General features: G+C 69.6%; 11 protein-coding genes, 2 rRNA genes, 1 pseudogene and 1 riboswitch. Of the genes and pseudogenes, 13 read left to right on the forward strand and 1 reads right to left on the reverse strand.

Translation table 11 applies throughout. The features are described from left to right. The 12 genes from BLT82_RS13340 to BLT82_RS13395 all read left to right on the forward strand — a co-directional run. Nucleotides 1-107: ribosomal RNA gene (locus BLT82_RS13340) — 23S ribosomal RNA — on the forward strand; the annotation flags it as partial. 87 nt (nucleotides 108-194) lie between these two features. Beyond that, nucleotides 195-311, forward strand: a 5S ribosomal RNA gene (gene rrf / locus BLT82_RS13345). 158 nt (nucleotides 312-469) lie between these two features. Continuing rightward, nucleotides 470-1,078, forward strand: a complete 609-nt coding sequence (locus tag BLT82_RS13350) for a cardiolipin synthase ClsA (protein WP_093654293.1) — start codon at nucleotides 470-472, stop codon at nucleotides 1,076-1,078. Between the two features lie 115 nt (nucleotides 1,079-1,193). After that, nucleotides 1,194-3,701, forward strand: a complete 2,508-nt coding sequence (locus BLT82_RS13355) for a mannose-1-phosphate guanyltransferase (protein ID WP_093654295.1) — start codon at nucleotides 1,194-1,196, stop codon at nucleotides 3,699-3,701. Nucleotides 3,702-3,810: 109 nt separating this feature from the next. After that, the gene (locus BLT82_RS13360; protein WP_093654297.1) at nucleotides 3,811-4,737 is read left to right on the forward strand and encodes a DUF881 domain-containing protein; all 927 of its coding nucleotides are present in this window, start codon (nucleotides 3,811-3,813) and stop codon (nucleotides 4,735-4,737) included. Next, nucleotides 4,734-5,066, forward strand: coding sequence for a small basic family protein (locus tag BLT82_RS13365; protein WP_017948521.1), 333 nt, complete (start codon nucleotides 4,734-4,736; stop codon nucleotides 5,064-5,066). Before BLT82_RS13360 ends, BLT82_RS13365 begins: the two co-directional genes overlap by 4 nt. 5 nt (nucleotides 5,067-5,071) lie before the next feature. Next, nucleotides 5,072-6,151, forward strand: coding sequence for a DUF881 domain-containing protein (locus BLT82_RS13370; RefSeq protein ID WP_342029409.1), 1,080 nt, complete (start codon nucleotides 5,072-5,074; stop codon nucleotides 6,149-6,151). Between the two features lie 82 nt (nucleotides 6,152-6,233). Further along, nucleotides 6,234-7,166: an FHA domain-containing protein gene (locus BLT82_RS13375; protein WP_208867897.1), complete on the forward strand. Its 933-nt coding sequence runs from the start codon at nucleotides 6,234-6,236 to the stop codon at nucleotides 7,164-7,166. A 14-nt stretch (nucleotides 7,167-7,180) separates the two neighbouring features. Further along, nucleotides 7,181-7,918, forward strand: a complete 738-nt coding sequence (gene ftsR, locus BLT82_RS13380) for a transcriptional regulator FtsR (protein ID WP_093654301.1) — start codon at nucleotides 7,181-7,183, stop codon at nucleotides 7,916-7,918. 75 nt (nucleotides 7,919-7,993) lie between these two features. Next, nucleotides 7,994-8,467 carry a bifunctional nuclease family protein gene (locus BLT82_RS13385; protein ID WP_026281837.1) on the forward strand — a complete coding sequence of 158 codons (474 nt, stop codon included), beginning with the start codon at nucleotides 7,994-7,996 and terminating at the stop codon, nucleotides 8,465-8,467. A 233-nt stretch (nucleotides 8,468-8,700) separates the two neighbouring features. Beyond that, the gene (locus tag BLT82_RS13390) at nucleotides 8,701-9,300 is read left to right on the forward strand and encodes a MerR family transcriptional regulator (RefSeq protein WP_093654303.1); all 600 of its coding nucleotides are present in this window, start codon (nucleotides 8,701-8,703) and stop codon (nucleotides 9,298-9,300) included. An 83-nt stretch (nucleotides 9,301-9,383) separates the two neighbouring features. Then, the gene (locus BLT82_RS13395; protein WP_093654305.1) at nucleotides 9,384-10,886 is read left to right on the forward strand and encodes a DNA polymerase IV; all 1,503 of its coding nucleotides are present in this window, start codon (nucleotides 9,384-9,386) and stop codon (nucleotides 10,884-10,886) included. Between the two features lie 134 nt (nucleotides 10,887-11,020). Here BLT82_RS13395 and BLT82_RS38810 read toward each other — a convergent pair. Continuing rightward, a pseudogene (locus BLT82_RS38810) lies at nucleotides 11,021-11,230 on the reverse strand (PRC-barrel domain-containing protein); the annotation flags it as partial. A gap of 62 nt (nucleotides 11,231-11,292) precedes the next feature. Continuing rightward, a riboswitch (glycine riboswitch) is annotated at nucleotides 11,293-11,388 on the forward strand. 177 nt (nucleotides 11,389-11,565) lie between these two features. Here BLT82_RS38810 and gcvP point away from each other — a divergent pair. Beyond that, the gene (gcvP, locus tag BLT82_RS13405; RefSeq protein ID WP_093654308.1) at nucleotides 11,566-14,451 is read left to right on the forward strand and encodes an aminomethyl-transferring glycine dehydrogenase; all 2,886 of its coding nucleotides are present in this window, start codon (nucleotides 11,566-11,568) and stop codon (nucleotides 14,449-14,451) included. The last annotated feature ends 103 nt before the right edge of the window (nucleotides 14,452-14,554 follow it).

Raw genomic sequence — 14,554 nt, forward strand, 5'->3', positions numbered from 1 at the left:
ACTTGATGGGGTAAGGCTCCCAGTAGACGACTGGGTTGATAGGCCGGATATGGAAGCCAGGTGACTGGTGGAGTTGACCGGTACTAATAGGCCGAGGGCTTGTCCTCAGTTGCTCGCGTCCACTGTGTTAGTTCTGAAGTAACGAACATGCCGAGACCACCGTGTGGTCGGCTGGTTCGACATCTTCATAGTGTTTCGGTGGTCATAGCGTTAGGGAAACGCCCGGTTACATTCCGAACCCGGAAGCTAAGCCTTTCAGCGCCGATGGTACTGCAGGGGGGACCCTGTGGGAGAGTAGGACACCGCCGAACAATTTTTCAGGGAAAGCCCCGGACCATTGGTCCGGGGCTTTCCCGCGTTGTGCGCAGTTTATGCGGCATGATCGACGCCACCCCTGTGTACCCGCTCCACCAGGCTGAAGGTAGGGTCAGGGAGCATCGTTGGTACGTTCGGCACAGGAGGCCCCCGGGTGGAGGTCCAGGAGACCCGCGTTCAGACCGACCGGGTACTCACCATCCCCAACATCCTCAGCATGGCTCGCCTGCTCGGCGTACCGCTGTTCCTGTGGCTGATCCTCCTGCCCGAGTTCGGCGGCCCGAAGGCGGACGGGTGGGCCCTGCTCGTCCTCGCCCTGAGCGGCGTCAGCGACTACCTCGACGGGAAGCTCGCCCGGCGATGGAACCAGATCAGCAGCCTCGGCCGGATCCTCGACCCCGCCGCCGACCGTCTCTACATCCTTTCCACCATCGTGGGCCTCACCTGGCGGGGGATCCTGCCGCTTTGGTTGACCGCGGCACTTTTGGCGCGGGACCTGATGCTCCTCGTGATGGTGGGAATCCTGCGCCGGCACGGCTATCCGCCTCCCCAGGTGAACTTTCTGGGCAAGGCGGCTACCTTCAACTTGATGTATGCGTTCCCGCTCCTGCTGCTCAGCGACGGAAACGGGTGGCTTGCGTCACTCGCCGAAGTTTTCGGATGGGCGTTCGCAGGATGGGGTACAACTCTGTATTGGTGGGCAGGGATCCTCTATGTGGTCCAGGTCCGCCGACTCGTCAAGGCTGACGCCGTGGCCGATTGAGCCGTATGCACGTAGCTGTGCAGAGTCCCACCGGTCCGCATGAGAACTGGAGAGGGCCTGCCCGGACGGGTGAAGTCGGCTGGACCGTCGTCTCTTCAAGGAGGACGCTTCCGACATGAAGGCCGTCGTGATGGCTGGTGGCGAAGGAACACGACTTCGCCCCATGACCTCGAGCATGCCCAAGCCACTGCTGCCGGTGGTCAACAGGCCGATCATGGAGCATGTGCTGCGCCTGCTCAAGCGGCACGGGCTCAATGAGACGGTCGTGACCGTCCAGTTCCTCGCTTCCCTCGTCAAGAACTACTTCGGCGACGGTGAAGAGCTAGGGATGGAACTCACCTACGCGCACGAGGAAAAGCCACTCGGTACCGCGGGTAGCGTGAAGAACGCAGAAGAGGCGCTCAAGGACGACGCATTCCTCGTCATTTCCGGCGACGCGCTCACCGACTTCGACCTCACGGACCTCATCCGGTTCCACAAGGAGAAAGGCGCACTGGTCACCGTGTGCCTGACCCGGGTGCCGAATCCTCTTGAATTCGGCATCACGATCGTGGACGAACAGGGCAAGGTCGAGAGGTTCCTGGAGAAGCCGACCTGGGGCCAGGTCTTCTCCGACACCGTGAACACGGGCATCTACGTCATGGAGCCGGAGGTCTTCGACTACGTCGAGCCCGATGTCTCCGTGGACTGGTCCGGTGATGTCTTCCCGCAGCTGATGAAGGAAGGCAAGCCGATCTACGGCTACATCGCCGAGGGCTACTGGGAGGACGTCGGCACCCACGAGAGCTATGTGAAGGCCCAGGCCGACGTTCTCGAGGGCAAGGTCGACGTGGAGATCGACGGCTTCGAGATCTCGCCCGGCGTCTGGGTGGCGGAGGGCGCGGAGGTCCATCCGGACGCCGTGCTGCGAGGCCCGCTCTATGTCGGCGACTACGCCAAGGTCGAAGCGGACGTCGAGATCCGCGAACACACCGTGGTCGGGTCCAATGTGGTCGTGAAATCAGGTGCGTTCCTGCACCGGGCCGTCATTCACGACAACGTCTACATCGGACCGCACAGCAATCTGCGCGGCTGCGTCATCGGCAAGAACACCGACATCATGCGCGCCGTGCGGATCGAGGACGGGGCCGTCATCGGTGACGAGTGCCTGATCGGCGAGGAGTCGATCGTCCAGGGCAACGTGCGGGTCTATCCGTTCAAGACCATCGAGGCCGGCGCGTTCGTCAACACCTCGGTGATCTGGGAATCGCGAGGTCAGGCGCAACTCTTCGGGGCCCGGGGCGTATCGGGAATCCTCAACGTCGAGATCACGCCGGAACTCGCCGTGCGGCTCGCGGGGGCGTACGCGACCACCCTGAAGAAGGGCGCTACCGTCACCACGGCCCGTGACCACTCCCGAGGCGCGCGAGCACTGAAACGCGCGGTGATCTCCGCACTCCAGGCCAGTGCCATCGACGTTCGGGACCTGGAGAACGTGCCGCTGCCGGTCGCCCGGCAGCAGACGGCCCGAGGCAGCGCCGGCGGCATCATGATCCGCACCTCGCCGGGTGTCCCCGACTCGGTCGACATCATGTTCTTCGACGAACGCGGCGCGGACCTGTCGCAGGGCGGTCAGCGGAAGCTCGACCGTGTATACGCACGTCAGGAGTACCGTCGCGCGTTTCCCGGCGAGATCGGAGACCTCTTCTTCCCGGCGAGCATCTACGACTCGTACACGGGATCGCTGCTGCGCAACGTCGACACCAGCGGTATCGCGGAGGCCGGGCTCAAGGTCGTCATCGACGCGTCCAACGGCAGTGCCGGCCTCGTGCTCCCGAGCCTCCTCGGCAGGCTCGGCGTGGACGCGCTGACGATCAACCCCGGGCTCGACGAGTCGCGGCCGACCGAGACGCTGGAGCAGCGCAGGCAGGGCCTGAAGCGGCTGGGCGAGATCGTGGCCTCCGCGCACGCCGCCTTCGGCGTGCGCTTCGACCCCGTCGGCGAGCGGCTGTCGCTCGTCGACGAGCGGGGCCGGATCGTGGAGGACGACCGGGCGCTGCTCGTCATGCTGGACCTCGTGGCCGCAGAACGCCGCAGCGGGAAGGTCGCGTTGCCCGTGACCACGACCCGTATCGCCGAGCAGGTCGCCGCCTACCACGGCACTCAGGTGGAGTGGACCACCACGTCCCCGGACGACCTGACCAGGGTCGGCCGGGAAGAGTCCACCATCTTCGGCGGGGACGGCCGCGGTGGCTTCATCATTCCGGAGTTCAGCAGCGTCTTCGACGGCCCGGCGGCGTTCGTGCGGCTTCTCGGCCTGGTCGCCCGCACCCAGCTCACGCTGAGCCAGATCGACGCCCGCATCCCACGGGCCCATGTGCTCCGCAAGGACATCGCGACGCCCTGGGCGGTCAAGGGGCTCGTGATGCGCCGGGTCGTCGAGGCCGCCGGCGACCGCTTCGTGGACACCACCGACGGTGTCCGCGTGGTGGAAGCGGACGGCCGCTGGGTTCTCGTCCTGCCCGACCCGTCCGAGGCCGTCACCCATCTGTGGGCCGAGGGTCCCGACGACGCGTCCGCCCAGGCACTCCTGGGCGAGTGGTCCACGGTCGTGGAAAGTGCAGGTGACGCCGCGAAGGAGTGAGGGTGCCGGGGGTCTGACGACCATGTGCCGGGATGCGGGACGGTCCGCATCCCGGCACAACCCCGGGGCCATTCGGCGGTAGCGGTTGCGACGTGCGACGATGTGCGGCATGCCGCAGCAGCCCCCCGTCCCGAGGACCGCCTCACCGCCGCCGCGCCCCGATGCCTCCATGTCGCTGCTGAACAACGTCATGGACCACAGCCTCGACGACGGCTACGCGGAGGCCACGGCGCGGAGGGAGTCGGAGGGCGGGCCCCGGCCCCAGACACTCAGGGCCAAGCTGTGGCTCGCGGCCGGGCTGGTGCTGGCGGCTCTGGTCGTCACACTCGGGGCTGCGCAGGCGCGGATATCGGCACCCGTCGTCGCGAAGGAACGCGAAGAGCTCATCGACCGCATCGAGGCAGAGACCGCGGCCGCGGACGAGCTGGAGAAGAACGTCGACCGGCTCCGCGAGGAGGTCGGTGAGCGGCAGCGCAAGGCGCTCCAGCAGCAGGGCGGACACCAGGGGGACCTCGTGGCGCTGCTCTCCGGCGCGACCGAGGTGACCGGCCAGGGGGTCAAGCTCGTCGTCGACGACGCCGAGGACAGCGAGGCGGACGGCGGCGGTCCGCGGGAGAGCAGCAGCTTCTCCGACACCGGCCGGGTCCGCGACCGTGACATGCAGCGCGTCGTCAACGGGCTCTGGGAGTCCGGCGCGGAGGCCGTGGCGATCAACGGGCAGAGGCTGACCGCCCTGTCCGCGATCAGGGCCGCCGGTGACGCGATACTCGTCGACAACAAGCCGCTGGTGCCGCCGTACACGGTGCTCGCGGTCGGGGACGGGAAGAAGCTGAGCACCGCCTTCCAGGACAGCGCGGACGGCCAGTACCTCCACGCGCTGCAGGAGAATTTCGGGATCCGGAGCAGCATCTCCGCCCAGGAGAAGGTGCGTCTCCCGGCCGCACCCAGCCTGATCGTACGTACCGCAGAGCCGAGGACCGCCGGTGGCACGCCCGCCGGTCAGGGCACGGCAGAGACAGGGAAGGGCACATCGTGATCGCCGTACTGGGCCTCGTCTTGGGAGTCGTGGCGGGATTGTTGCTCCGCCCCGAGGTGCCGGCGGTGGTCGAGCCCTACCTTCCGATCGCCGTCGTCGCGGCCCTCGACGCGGTGTTCGGCGGCCTGCGCGCCATGCTCGACGGGATCTTCGTCGACAAGGTCTTCGTGGTCTCGTTCCTGTCGAACGTCGTCGTGGCCGCACTGATCGTCTTCCTCGGCGACAAGCTGGGCGTCGGCGCGCAGCTGTCCACGGGGGTGGTGGTCGTGCTCGGCATCCGGATCTTCTCCAACGCGGCCGCGATCCGCCGCCATGTGTTCCGGGCGTGAGGCCGATGAGCGACAACGACAAGACCCTGCGTGAAACGCCCGACCCCCAGGACGGGACGCCGAGGACGACCGGCGGGCGGACGCCCGAGGTCGCGCCGCCCCGCCGGCCCGAAGCACCGCTGCCGGAGCGGAGCGTCCCCACCGCGCCCGTCGGGCCGGGCCCGCTTCCCGCCCCGGTCCGGGCGGCGCCCGAGGAAGCCGGGAAGGCCGGCGCGGCGTCCGCCGCTCCCACGACCGACGGCGCCGCTCCCGCCGGCGCCGGTGCCGACGGGAGCGATGGCGCGAACCGCTCCGCCGCCCGCACCCCGGACTCTCCCGCGGATGAAGAGGCCGGGGAAGCGACACCGGCCGGCGACGGCCCTCATCTGACCGGTCGGCAGCGACTGGCGGCCGGACTGTGGCCTCCCCGCTTCTCGCGCGCCCAACTCATCGTGGCCCTCCTGCTGTTCGTCCTCGGGCTCGGTCTGGCCATCCAGGTCCAGTCGACGAGCGACAACAGCGCCCTGCGCGGCGCGCGCCAGGAAGATCTCGTGCGCATCCTCGATGAACTGGATGACCGCACCAAGCGTCTGGAAGATGAGAAGCAGCGCCTCGAGGACCAGCGGACCGAACTGGAGACCAGCTCGGATCAGGCCGAAGAGGCGCGCAAGCAGACACAGGAAAAGGAGCGGCAGCTGGGCATCCTCGCCGGTACCGTGGCCGCACAGGGCCCCGGTATCACGCTGACCATCGGCGACGGGGCCGGCGCGGTCGAGTCGGACATGCTGCTCGACGCGATCCAGGAGCTCCGGGCCGCGGGGGCCGAGGCGATCCAGGTCAACGGGGTGAGGGTCGTCGCGGACTCCTACTTCTCCGACGTCGGCGGGGCCATCGAGGTCGACGGCAAGAAGATCGACGCTCCGTACCGCTTCAAGGTCATCGGCAAGCCGCAGGACCTCGAACCGGCGCTGAACATTCCCGGCGGCGTGGTGCAGACCCTGGAGAAGGAGCAGGCCACCGCCACGGTGGCCCGGTCGGAGAAGATCGTCGTGGATGCCTTGCGACCCGTGGAACGGCCTGACTACGCTCGGTCGTCCTCCCAGTGAGACAAGGGCGTGTGAGGGAGGCCGGAGATGGACAAGGGGTTGCGGGGGGTCGGCGCATCGTAAGAGTGCTGCGTGGTGGAAACTGTCCGGAGGGTACGGACGTTGTGAGGATGTCCGGGTCGGCAGGTGTGTTCATTCAGGGTTCCTGCCCCACGGGCGGGTCTGTTTCGGTCAAGGGGAATCGCCCGTGAAGTTGTTTGGGAAGTTGTTCGGCAAGAGCGCACGCGAGGACAGCGGCACCGCCCGTCATCGCGCACCGCGCCATGGCCAGGAGGCGGAGCAGGGTGGGGAGCGCCCGCTCTTCCGGGACGAGGTCGCCGGTGGTGACATTCCCGGCGGTCAGGGCGCGTCTGCTGTTGACCCTGCCGGTCCCGGCCGCATAGGTTTCGGGGAACCGTCAACCTCAAGTGCGGGTGGAGGGTTTACGCCCGACCCGTATGCATCCCATGCCCCCGCGGGGCAGCCGCGGCAGGAGGACCCGTCCATGCCGGTGTGTACGCGATGCGGCAACCGCAATGCCGAGACCAGCCGCTTCTGTTCCAACTGCGGTGCGCCCCTGCGGTCCGGGGCTCCGGCGGAGCGTGCTTCGGAGACGACCTCGACGATCTCCATCTCGGGGATCGAGGCCTATGAGGCGGAGGCCACGGGCCAGACGCCGATCCCGTCGCTCTCGCCCGAGGCCCAGGCCGCCGTCGAGGCACTGCCGCTCGGCTCCGCCCTGCTGGTGGTGCGTCGCGGGCCGAACTCGGGCAGCCGCTTCCTCCTGGACAGTGAGCTGACCACGGCGGGCCGCCACCCCCAGAGCGACATCTTCCTCGACGACTTCACCGTCTCCCGCCGTCATGTGGAGTTCCGCAGGGCGGCCGACGGCACCTTCACCGTCACCGATGTCGGCAGCCTCAACGGCACGTACGTCAATCGCGAGCCGATCGACTCGGTCGTCCTGGCGAACGGTGATGAAGTTCAGATCGGCAAGTACCGGCTGGTCTTCTACGCGAACCAGCGGGGCTTGTGACCTCAGGGACGTCCATGCGGCGAACTCCGACGGGCGGTGCCGGCCACGGCACCGCCGGTGGCGACCGGCTGGTCAGCATCGGCTCGGTGCTGAACCAGCTCCGCGACGAGTTTCCCGAGGTCACGATCTCCAAGATCCGGTTCCTGGAGTCCGAGGGGCTCGTCGAACCACAGCGCACGCCGTCCGGCTACCGCAAGTTCAGCCCGGAGGACGTCGAGCGGCTCGCGCAGGTGCTCCGCATGCAGCGGGACCACTATCTGCCGCTGAAGGTCATCCGTGAGCACCTCGACGCACTGGCCCGGGGCGAGCGGCCCCCGCTGCCCTCCCAGGGCGGACCGGCGGAAGCCGGCGGGGCGGACGGGTTCCCCGCCGAGGGGCCGACGGCGGCCCGGGTCGGGCGGGCGGAACTGCTGGCCGCCGCGGAGGTGACCGAGGAGGAGCTCGACGAGTGGGAGTCCTACGGTCTGATCACTCCTTCGGCGGACTCCTCCTATGACGCCGAGTCCGTGACGGTGGCCAAACTGATCGCCGACCTGGGCAGGTTCGGTCTGGAACCGCGGCATTTGCGGGCGATGAAGGCGGCTGCGGACCGCGAGGCGGGCCTGGTCGAACAAGTGGTCGCCCCGCTGCGGCGGCACCGCAATCCGCAGACCAGAGCTCATGCGGAGGCGACCACGAAGGAGCTGGCGGCGCTCTCCGTCAGGCTGCACTCGGCGCTGGTCCAGACGGCACTCGGGGTGCGCCTCCCCTGAGTCCGGGGGCGGCTTGCACCGATCTTGGGGGAGCCCGACTACCCAAACCTGCCGGGCACGTCCTAGGGTTGCTGTGTGAACGAGCTCGACGTTGTGGGTGTCCGGGTGGAAATGCCCTCCAACCAGCCGATCGTGCTCCTGCGCGAAGTGGGAGGCGATCGGTACCTCCCCATCTGGATCGGACCGGGTGAGGCGACCGCGATCGCCTTCGCGCAGCAGGGGATGGCGCCGGCCAGGCCGCTGACCCACGACCTGTTCAAGGACGTGCTGGAGGCCGTCGGCCAGGAGCTCACCGAGGTGCGGATCACGGACCTGCGGGAGGGCGTTTTCTACGCGGAGCTGGTCTTCGCCAGCGGCGTGGAGGTGAGCGCCAGGCCGTCGGACGCCATAGCGCTTGCGCTGCGCACCGGTACGCCGATCTACGGCAGCGACGGCGTTCTGGACGACGCGGGCATCGCGATCCCCGACGAGCAGGAGGACGAAGTCGAGAAGTTCCGCGAGTTCCTCGACCAGATCTCGCCGGAGGACTTCGGCTCCAGCAGTCAGTGATCCGTCGGCCGGGCACCGCGATCCCCGCGAAGGAGCCTCGTTGCGGCAGGCGTGCGGGCGAGGCCGAGGCGAAACGATGCGCCACCCGGGCATCCGGCCACGTTTTCCCGGAAACAGGGCACGCGAAACCACTCTCAGGGTGATTATCACTCGGCGTGCCGAGTGTGGCGATCGTTGACGCACCCCGGGTGACTCCCTACCGTCGAGAGGGCAGGTCAAGGACGGAGGTCGGCGTGAGAAGCAGCGGCGACGGTACGGCAGCGGGTTCTCACGGGCGCGGTCCCGCCGAGGGCGTGCCGTATCCGCTTCACGACAGTGCACAGGCCGACGTGACCCCCGAGACCGTGGGCTACCGGGGACCGACCGCCTGCGCGGCGGCCGGCATCACGTATCGCCAGCTCGACTACTGGGCGCGCACCGGCCTGGTCGAACCGAGTGTCCGGCCGGCCTACGGATCGGGCACCCAGCGGCTCTACAGCTTCCGGGACGTGGTCGTCCTCAAGATCGTCAAGCGTTTCCTGGACACGGGTGTGGCCCTGCAGAACATCCGCGCCGCGGTGCAGCATCTGCGGGCCCGTGGCTTCGCGGACCTGGAGCGGATGACGCTGATGAGCGACGGCGCGACCGTGTACGAGTGCTCCTCGCCGGACGAGGTCGTGGATCTCCTCCAGGGCGGGCAGGGCGTGTTCGGGATCGCCGTCGGAGTGGTGTGGCGGGACGTCGAGGCGGCGCTTTCGCAACTGCACGGTGAGCGCATCGACACCGGTGAGACGCTGATCGGCCACGACCCGGGTGACGAGCTGGCCAGGCGCCGCCGCGAGCGCGCCGGCTGAACCCCCCGGGCCGGGGACGAACCCCGGGCCGGCTCGTACGCGCGTACGGGCGATTGTCAGTGCCGTAGGGCAGCATCGGAGCTGTGAGACCCGCGCCCACGATCCTGCATCTCGACATGGATGCGTTCTTCGCCGCAGCGGAGCAGGCGGCGAAGCCGAGTCTGCGCGGGAAGCCGGTGGTCGTCGGCGGTCTGGGGCCGCGCGGAGTGGTCGCCACCGCCTCGTACGAGGCGAGACGGTTCGGTGTGCACTCGGCGATGCCGATGGCGCAGGCGCGCAGACTGTGCCCGAACGCCGCGTATCTGGTGCCGCGCTTCGCGCTCTACCGGTCGGTCAGCGACCAGGTGATGGAGCTGCTGGGCGCGCTCTCGCCACTGGTGGAGCCGCTGAGCCTGGACGAGGCGTTCGTGGACCTGGAGGCGGGCGGGACGGCCGATGACTCGCGCTCGGCCCGGGAGGCCGGTGAGCGACTGCGCAGGGACATTCTGAGGACCACGGGGCTGACGGGGTCGGTGGGGCTGGCGGGCTCCAAGATGCTGGCGAAGATCGCCTCCGAGCAGGCGAAGCCAGACGGCCTGGTGCTCATAGAGCCCGGCACGGAGCGGGAACTGCTGGGGCCGTTGCCGGTGCGGACGCTGCCGGGCGTGGGACCGGCGACGGGGGAGCATCTGCGGCGGGCCGGGATGACGACCGTGGCGGATCTGGCCGCGGCGGGGGAGGACGAACTCGTACGGCTGCTGGGGCGGGCCCACGGGGGAGCGGTCTTCCGGATGGCGATCGGCCACGACGACCGGCCGGTGGTCGCCGAGCGGGACGCGAAGTCCGTGTCGGTCGAGGACACCTTCGACGTGGATCTGCACGACAGGGTCCGCATCCGGATGGAGGTGGAGCGGCTGGCCGACCGCTGTGTGCGCCGGCTGCGGGCCTCCGGACACTCGGGGCGCACGATCGTGCTGAAGGTGCGGCGGTTCGACTTCTCGACGCTGACCAGGTCGGAGACGCTGCGGGGGCCCACCGACGATGCCGCCGTGGTGCGGGAGGCCGCGGCGCGGCTGCTGGAGGCGGTGGACACCACGGGCGGGGTCCGGCTGCTCGGCGTGGGCGTGAGCGGCCTCGCCGACTACACGCAGGAGGATCTGTTCGCGCAGGCAGCCGCGGGGGAGCGGCAGGACGGGGAGGAGACGGACCCGTCCCGGGAGCCGGTCCTCATGGAGCAGGCCCAGGGCCGGGACACCCGGCCGGAGGCCGAGCGGCGCTGGTCGGCCGGCCAGGACGTGCGCCACGGCGACTACGGCGCCGGGTGGGTGCAGGGCAGCGGGCTCGGGAGGGTCACGGTCCGCTTCGAGGAGCCGTGGTCGGCCGTCCCGGGCCGGGTGCGGACGTTCGCGGTGGACGACCCGGGACTGCAGCCCTCGGATCCGCTGCCGCTGGTGCGTCCGCCCGAGGATCAGTCGTCGTGGCCCGCCAGCCGCCCGAAGTCGCGGTCCGCCGCCGACCCGGAGCCCGAGCCGGGATCCGCCGACGCGTCGCCGGGCGGCGGAGAGGTGGCCGGCCTCTGCGGCGGTGAGGGCAGGTCGAGACCGTAGTGGTGGTACAGCTGCAGTTCCTGCTCGGGCGAGAGGTGGCGGCCGACGCCGAAGTCGGGCGCATCCTTGATCAGGGCCCGATCGAAGGGTATGTGGAGACCGTCGCCCTCGAGTTCGCTCGGTTCCAGCGGTACGAACGCGTCCCGGCTGAACAGCCCGGTCCGTACGGCCGCCCATTCGGGGACGCCCGTCGCGTCGTCGAGGTACACCTCGTCCACGGTGCCGATCCTGGTGCCGTTGCGGTCGAACGCCTTGCGGCCGATCAGGCTGCGCGGATCGATGTCGGTCTGCACGGTCCCTCCAACAGGTCGCACGGGTTCGCTGAACACTACGAAAGTGCACATCTTGGGCGTCGTCCACTCGAAGGTCCCAGGTGAGGCCGCGCTGGTACGCTGGCAGCGGCTGCTGACCCCGTGCGGGAGAGTGCCCCGGCGAAAGCCGGAGCCGCCGAAGGAGCAAATCCTCCCCGGAATCTCTCAGGCCCCTGTACCGCATGGACGAGGTCACTCTGGAAAGCAGGGCGGGCGTCGGACGGCATCCGCTCTCACCGACGGTGAAAGCCGGCGCGCCCCCGGGTGCTCCGGTGAAGCTCTCAGGTTGAGATGACAGAGGGGGAGGCCGTCCGGGCACCCGCGCCGTGGTGCCCCTCGCAGGTCGTTACGACCAGGAGGCCTCCGCAATGACCGCCAACCGCATTCCGCTCTCCCAGCTGGAGCGAGGCACCCCCTTCGAGCAGCGCCACATCGGCCCCGACACCGAGGCCCAGGCGAAGATGCTGGCGCAGGTCGGCTACGGCTCGCTGGACGAGCTGACCGCCGCCGCCGTGCCGGACGTGATCAAGAGTGCCGAGGCCCTGGGGCTGCCCGGCGCCCGAACCGAGGCCGAGGTGCTCGCCGAGCTGCGCGACCTCGCCGACCGCAACCAGGTGCTCGCCCCGATGATCGGCCTGGGCTACTACGGCACCTTCACGCCGCCGGTCATCCTGCGGAACGTGATGGAGAACCCGGCCTGGTACACGGCGTACACGCCGTACCAGCCGGAGATCTCCCAGGGCCGTCTGGAGGCGCTGCTCAACTTCCAGACCATGGTCGCCGACCTGACCGGCCTGCCCACCTCCGGCGCCTCGCTGCTCGACGAGGGCACCGCCGCCGCGGAGGCCATGGCGATGTCCCGGCGCGTAGGCAAGGTCAAGGACGGTGTCTTCCTGGTCGACGCCGACGCCCTGCCGCAGACCATCGCCGTGATCGAGACCCGGGCCGAGCCGACCGGCGTCGAGGTCGTCGTGGCCGACCTCAGCGGCGGGATCCCCGCGGAGATCGCCGAGCGCGGTGTCTTCGGCGTACTGGTCCAGTACCCGGGAGCCTCCGGTGCCGTCCGCGACATCAAGCCGATCATCGACCAGGCCCACGAGCTCGGCGCGATCGTCACCGTGGCCGCCGATCTGCTCGCGCTGACCCTGCTGACCTCGCCCGGTGAGCTCGGCGCGGACATCGCCGTCGGCACCACCCAGCGGTTCGGTGTCCCCATGGGCTTCGGCGGCCCGCACGCCGGCTACATGGCCGTCCAGCAGAAGCACGCCCGCAGCCTGCCCGGACGGCTGGTCGGCGTCTCCGTCGACGCGGACGGCAACAAGGCGTACCGCCTCGCGCTGCAGACGCGTGAGCAGCACATCCGCCGCGAGAAGGCCACCAGCAACATCTGCACCGCCCAGGTGCTCCTCGCCGTCATGGCGGGCATGTACGCCGTCTACCACGGCCCCGAGGGTCTGCGGACGATCGCCCGCCGCACCCACCGCTACGCCGCGATCCTCGCCGAGGGGCTGCGCGCCGGCGGTGTCGAGCTCGTCCACGGCACCTTCTTCGACACGCTGACCGCCCGCGTCCCGGGCAGGGCCGCCGACGTCGTCGCAGCGGCCCGCGAGGGCGGCGTCAACCTGCACCTCGTCGACGCCGACCACGTGTCGTTCGCCTGCGACGAGACCACGCTGCGCGCCCAGGTGTCCGCCGTCTGGGCCGCCTTCGGCGTCGATGGCGACATCGATGCGCTGGACGCGACCGTCGAGGACACGCTGCCGCCCGCGCTGCTGCGCACGGACGACGTCCTCACGCACCCGGTCTTCCAGGCACACCGCTCCGAGACCGCGATGCTCCGCTACCTGCGCCGGCTCGCCGACCGCGACTACGCGCTGGACCGCGGCATGATCCCGCTCGGCTCCTGCACGATGAAGCTGAACGCGACCACCGAGATGGAGCCGGTCACCTGGCCGGAGTTCGGCCAGATCCACCCCTTCGCCCCCGTCGAGCAGGCCGAGGGATACCTGACCCTCATCCACGAGCTGGAGGAGCGTCTCGCCGAGGTCACCGGCTACGACAAGGTCTCCATCCAGCCGAACGCCGGTTCCCAGGGCGAACTCGCGGGTCTGCTCGCGGTGCGCGCCTACCACCGTGCCAACGGCGACGAGCAGCGCACCGTCTGCCTCATCCCGTCCTCCGCGCACGGCACCAACGCGGCCAGCGCCGTGATGGCCGGAATGAACGTCGTCGTCGTGAAGACCGCGGACGACGGCGAGATCGACGTCGCGGACCTGCGCGCCAAGATCGAGCAGCACCGCGACGAGCTGTCCGTCCTGATGATCACGTATCCGTCCACGCACGGTGTGTTCGAGGAGCACGTCGCCGACATCTGCGCCCAGGTCCACGAGGCGGGCGGCCAGGTGTACGTCGACGGCGCCAACCTCAACGCGCTGGTGGGCCTCGCCAAGCCGGGCAAGTTCGGCGGCGACGTCTCGCACCTCAACCTGCACAAGACCTTCTGCATCCCGCACGGTGGCGGCGGCCCGGGCGTCGGACCGGTCGGCGTCCGCGAGCACCTCGCCCCGTACCTGCCGAACCACCCCCTCCAGCCCACCGCCGGGCCCGAGACCGGCGTCGGCCCGATCTCGGCCGCCCCGTGGGGCTCCGCGGGAATCCTGCCGATCTCCTGGGCGTACGTCCGGCTGATGGGCGGCGAGGGCCTCAAGCGCGCCACCCAGGTCGCCGTGCTCGCGGCGAACTACATCGCCAAGCGCCTCGAACCGCACTACCCGGTGCTGTACACCGGCCCGGCGGGCCTGGTCGCGCACGAGTGCATCGTCGATCTGCGGCCGCTGTCGAAGGCGACCGGCGTGAGCGTCGACGACATCGCCAAGCGCCTCATCGACTACGGGTTCCACGCGCCGACGATGTCCTTCCCGGTGGCCGGCACGCTGATGATCGAGCCCACCGAGAGCGAGGACCTGACCGAGATCGACCGGTTCTGCGACGCGATGATCGCCATTCGTGCGGAGATCGAGAAGGTCGCCTCGGGTGAGTGGCCCGCGGAGGACAACCCGCTGCGCAACGCCCCGCACACCGCGGCCGTGCTCGGCGGGGAGTGGGGGCACGCGTACAGCCGTGAGGAGGCGGTCTTCCCGGCCGGTGTCCTGGCGACGGACAAGTACTGGCCGCCGGTACGCCGGATCGACGGCGCCTTCGGTGACCGGAACCTGGTCTGCTCCTGCCCGCCGCTGGACGAGTACGACGGCTAGTCCGCTGCCGGGGTCACCCGGAAAGCATCAGGGCCGGCTCGGAGATCTCTCCGGGCCGGCCCTCTTCGTCGGTGCCGTCGGTGCCGTGGGTGCGTCTCTGTGC

It is taken from the genome of Streptomyces wuyuanensis, from assembly GCF_900103455.1.
GTDB lineage: Bacteria > Actinomycetota > Actinomycetes > Streptomycetales > Streptomycetaceae > Streptomyces > Streptomyces wuyuanensis.

Coding starts and splice junctions, on each gene's coding strand:
- BLT82_RS13355 (WP_093654295.1), top strand. CDS start 1,194: ATGAAGGCCGTCGTGATGGCTGGTGGCGAAGGAACACGACTTCGCCCC.
- BLT82_RS13360 (WP_093654297.1), top strand. CDS start 3,811: ATGCCGCAGCAGCCCCCCGTCCCGAGGACCGCCTCACCGCCGCCGCGC.
- BLT82_RS13370 (WP_342029409.1), top strand. CDS start 5,072: ATGAGCGACAACGACAAGACCCTGCGTGAAACGCCCGACCCCCAGGAC.
- ftsR (WP_093654301.1), top strand. CDS start 7,181: ATGCGGCGAACTCCGACGGGCGGTGCCGGCCACGGCACCGCCGGTGGC.
- gcvP (WP_093654308.1), top strand. CDS start 11,566: ATGACCGCCAACCGCATTCCGCTCTCCCAGCTGGAGCGAGGCACCCCC.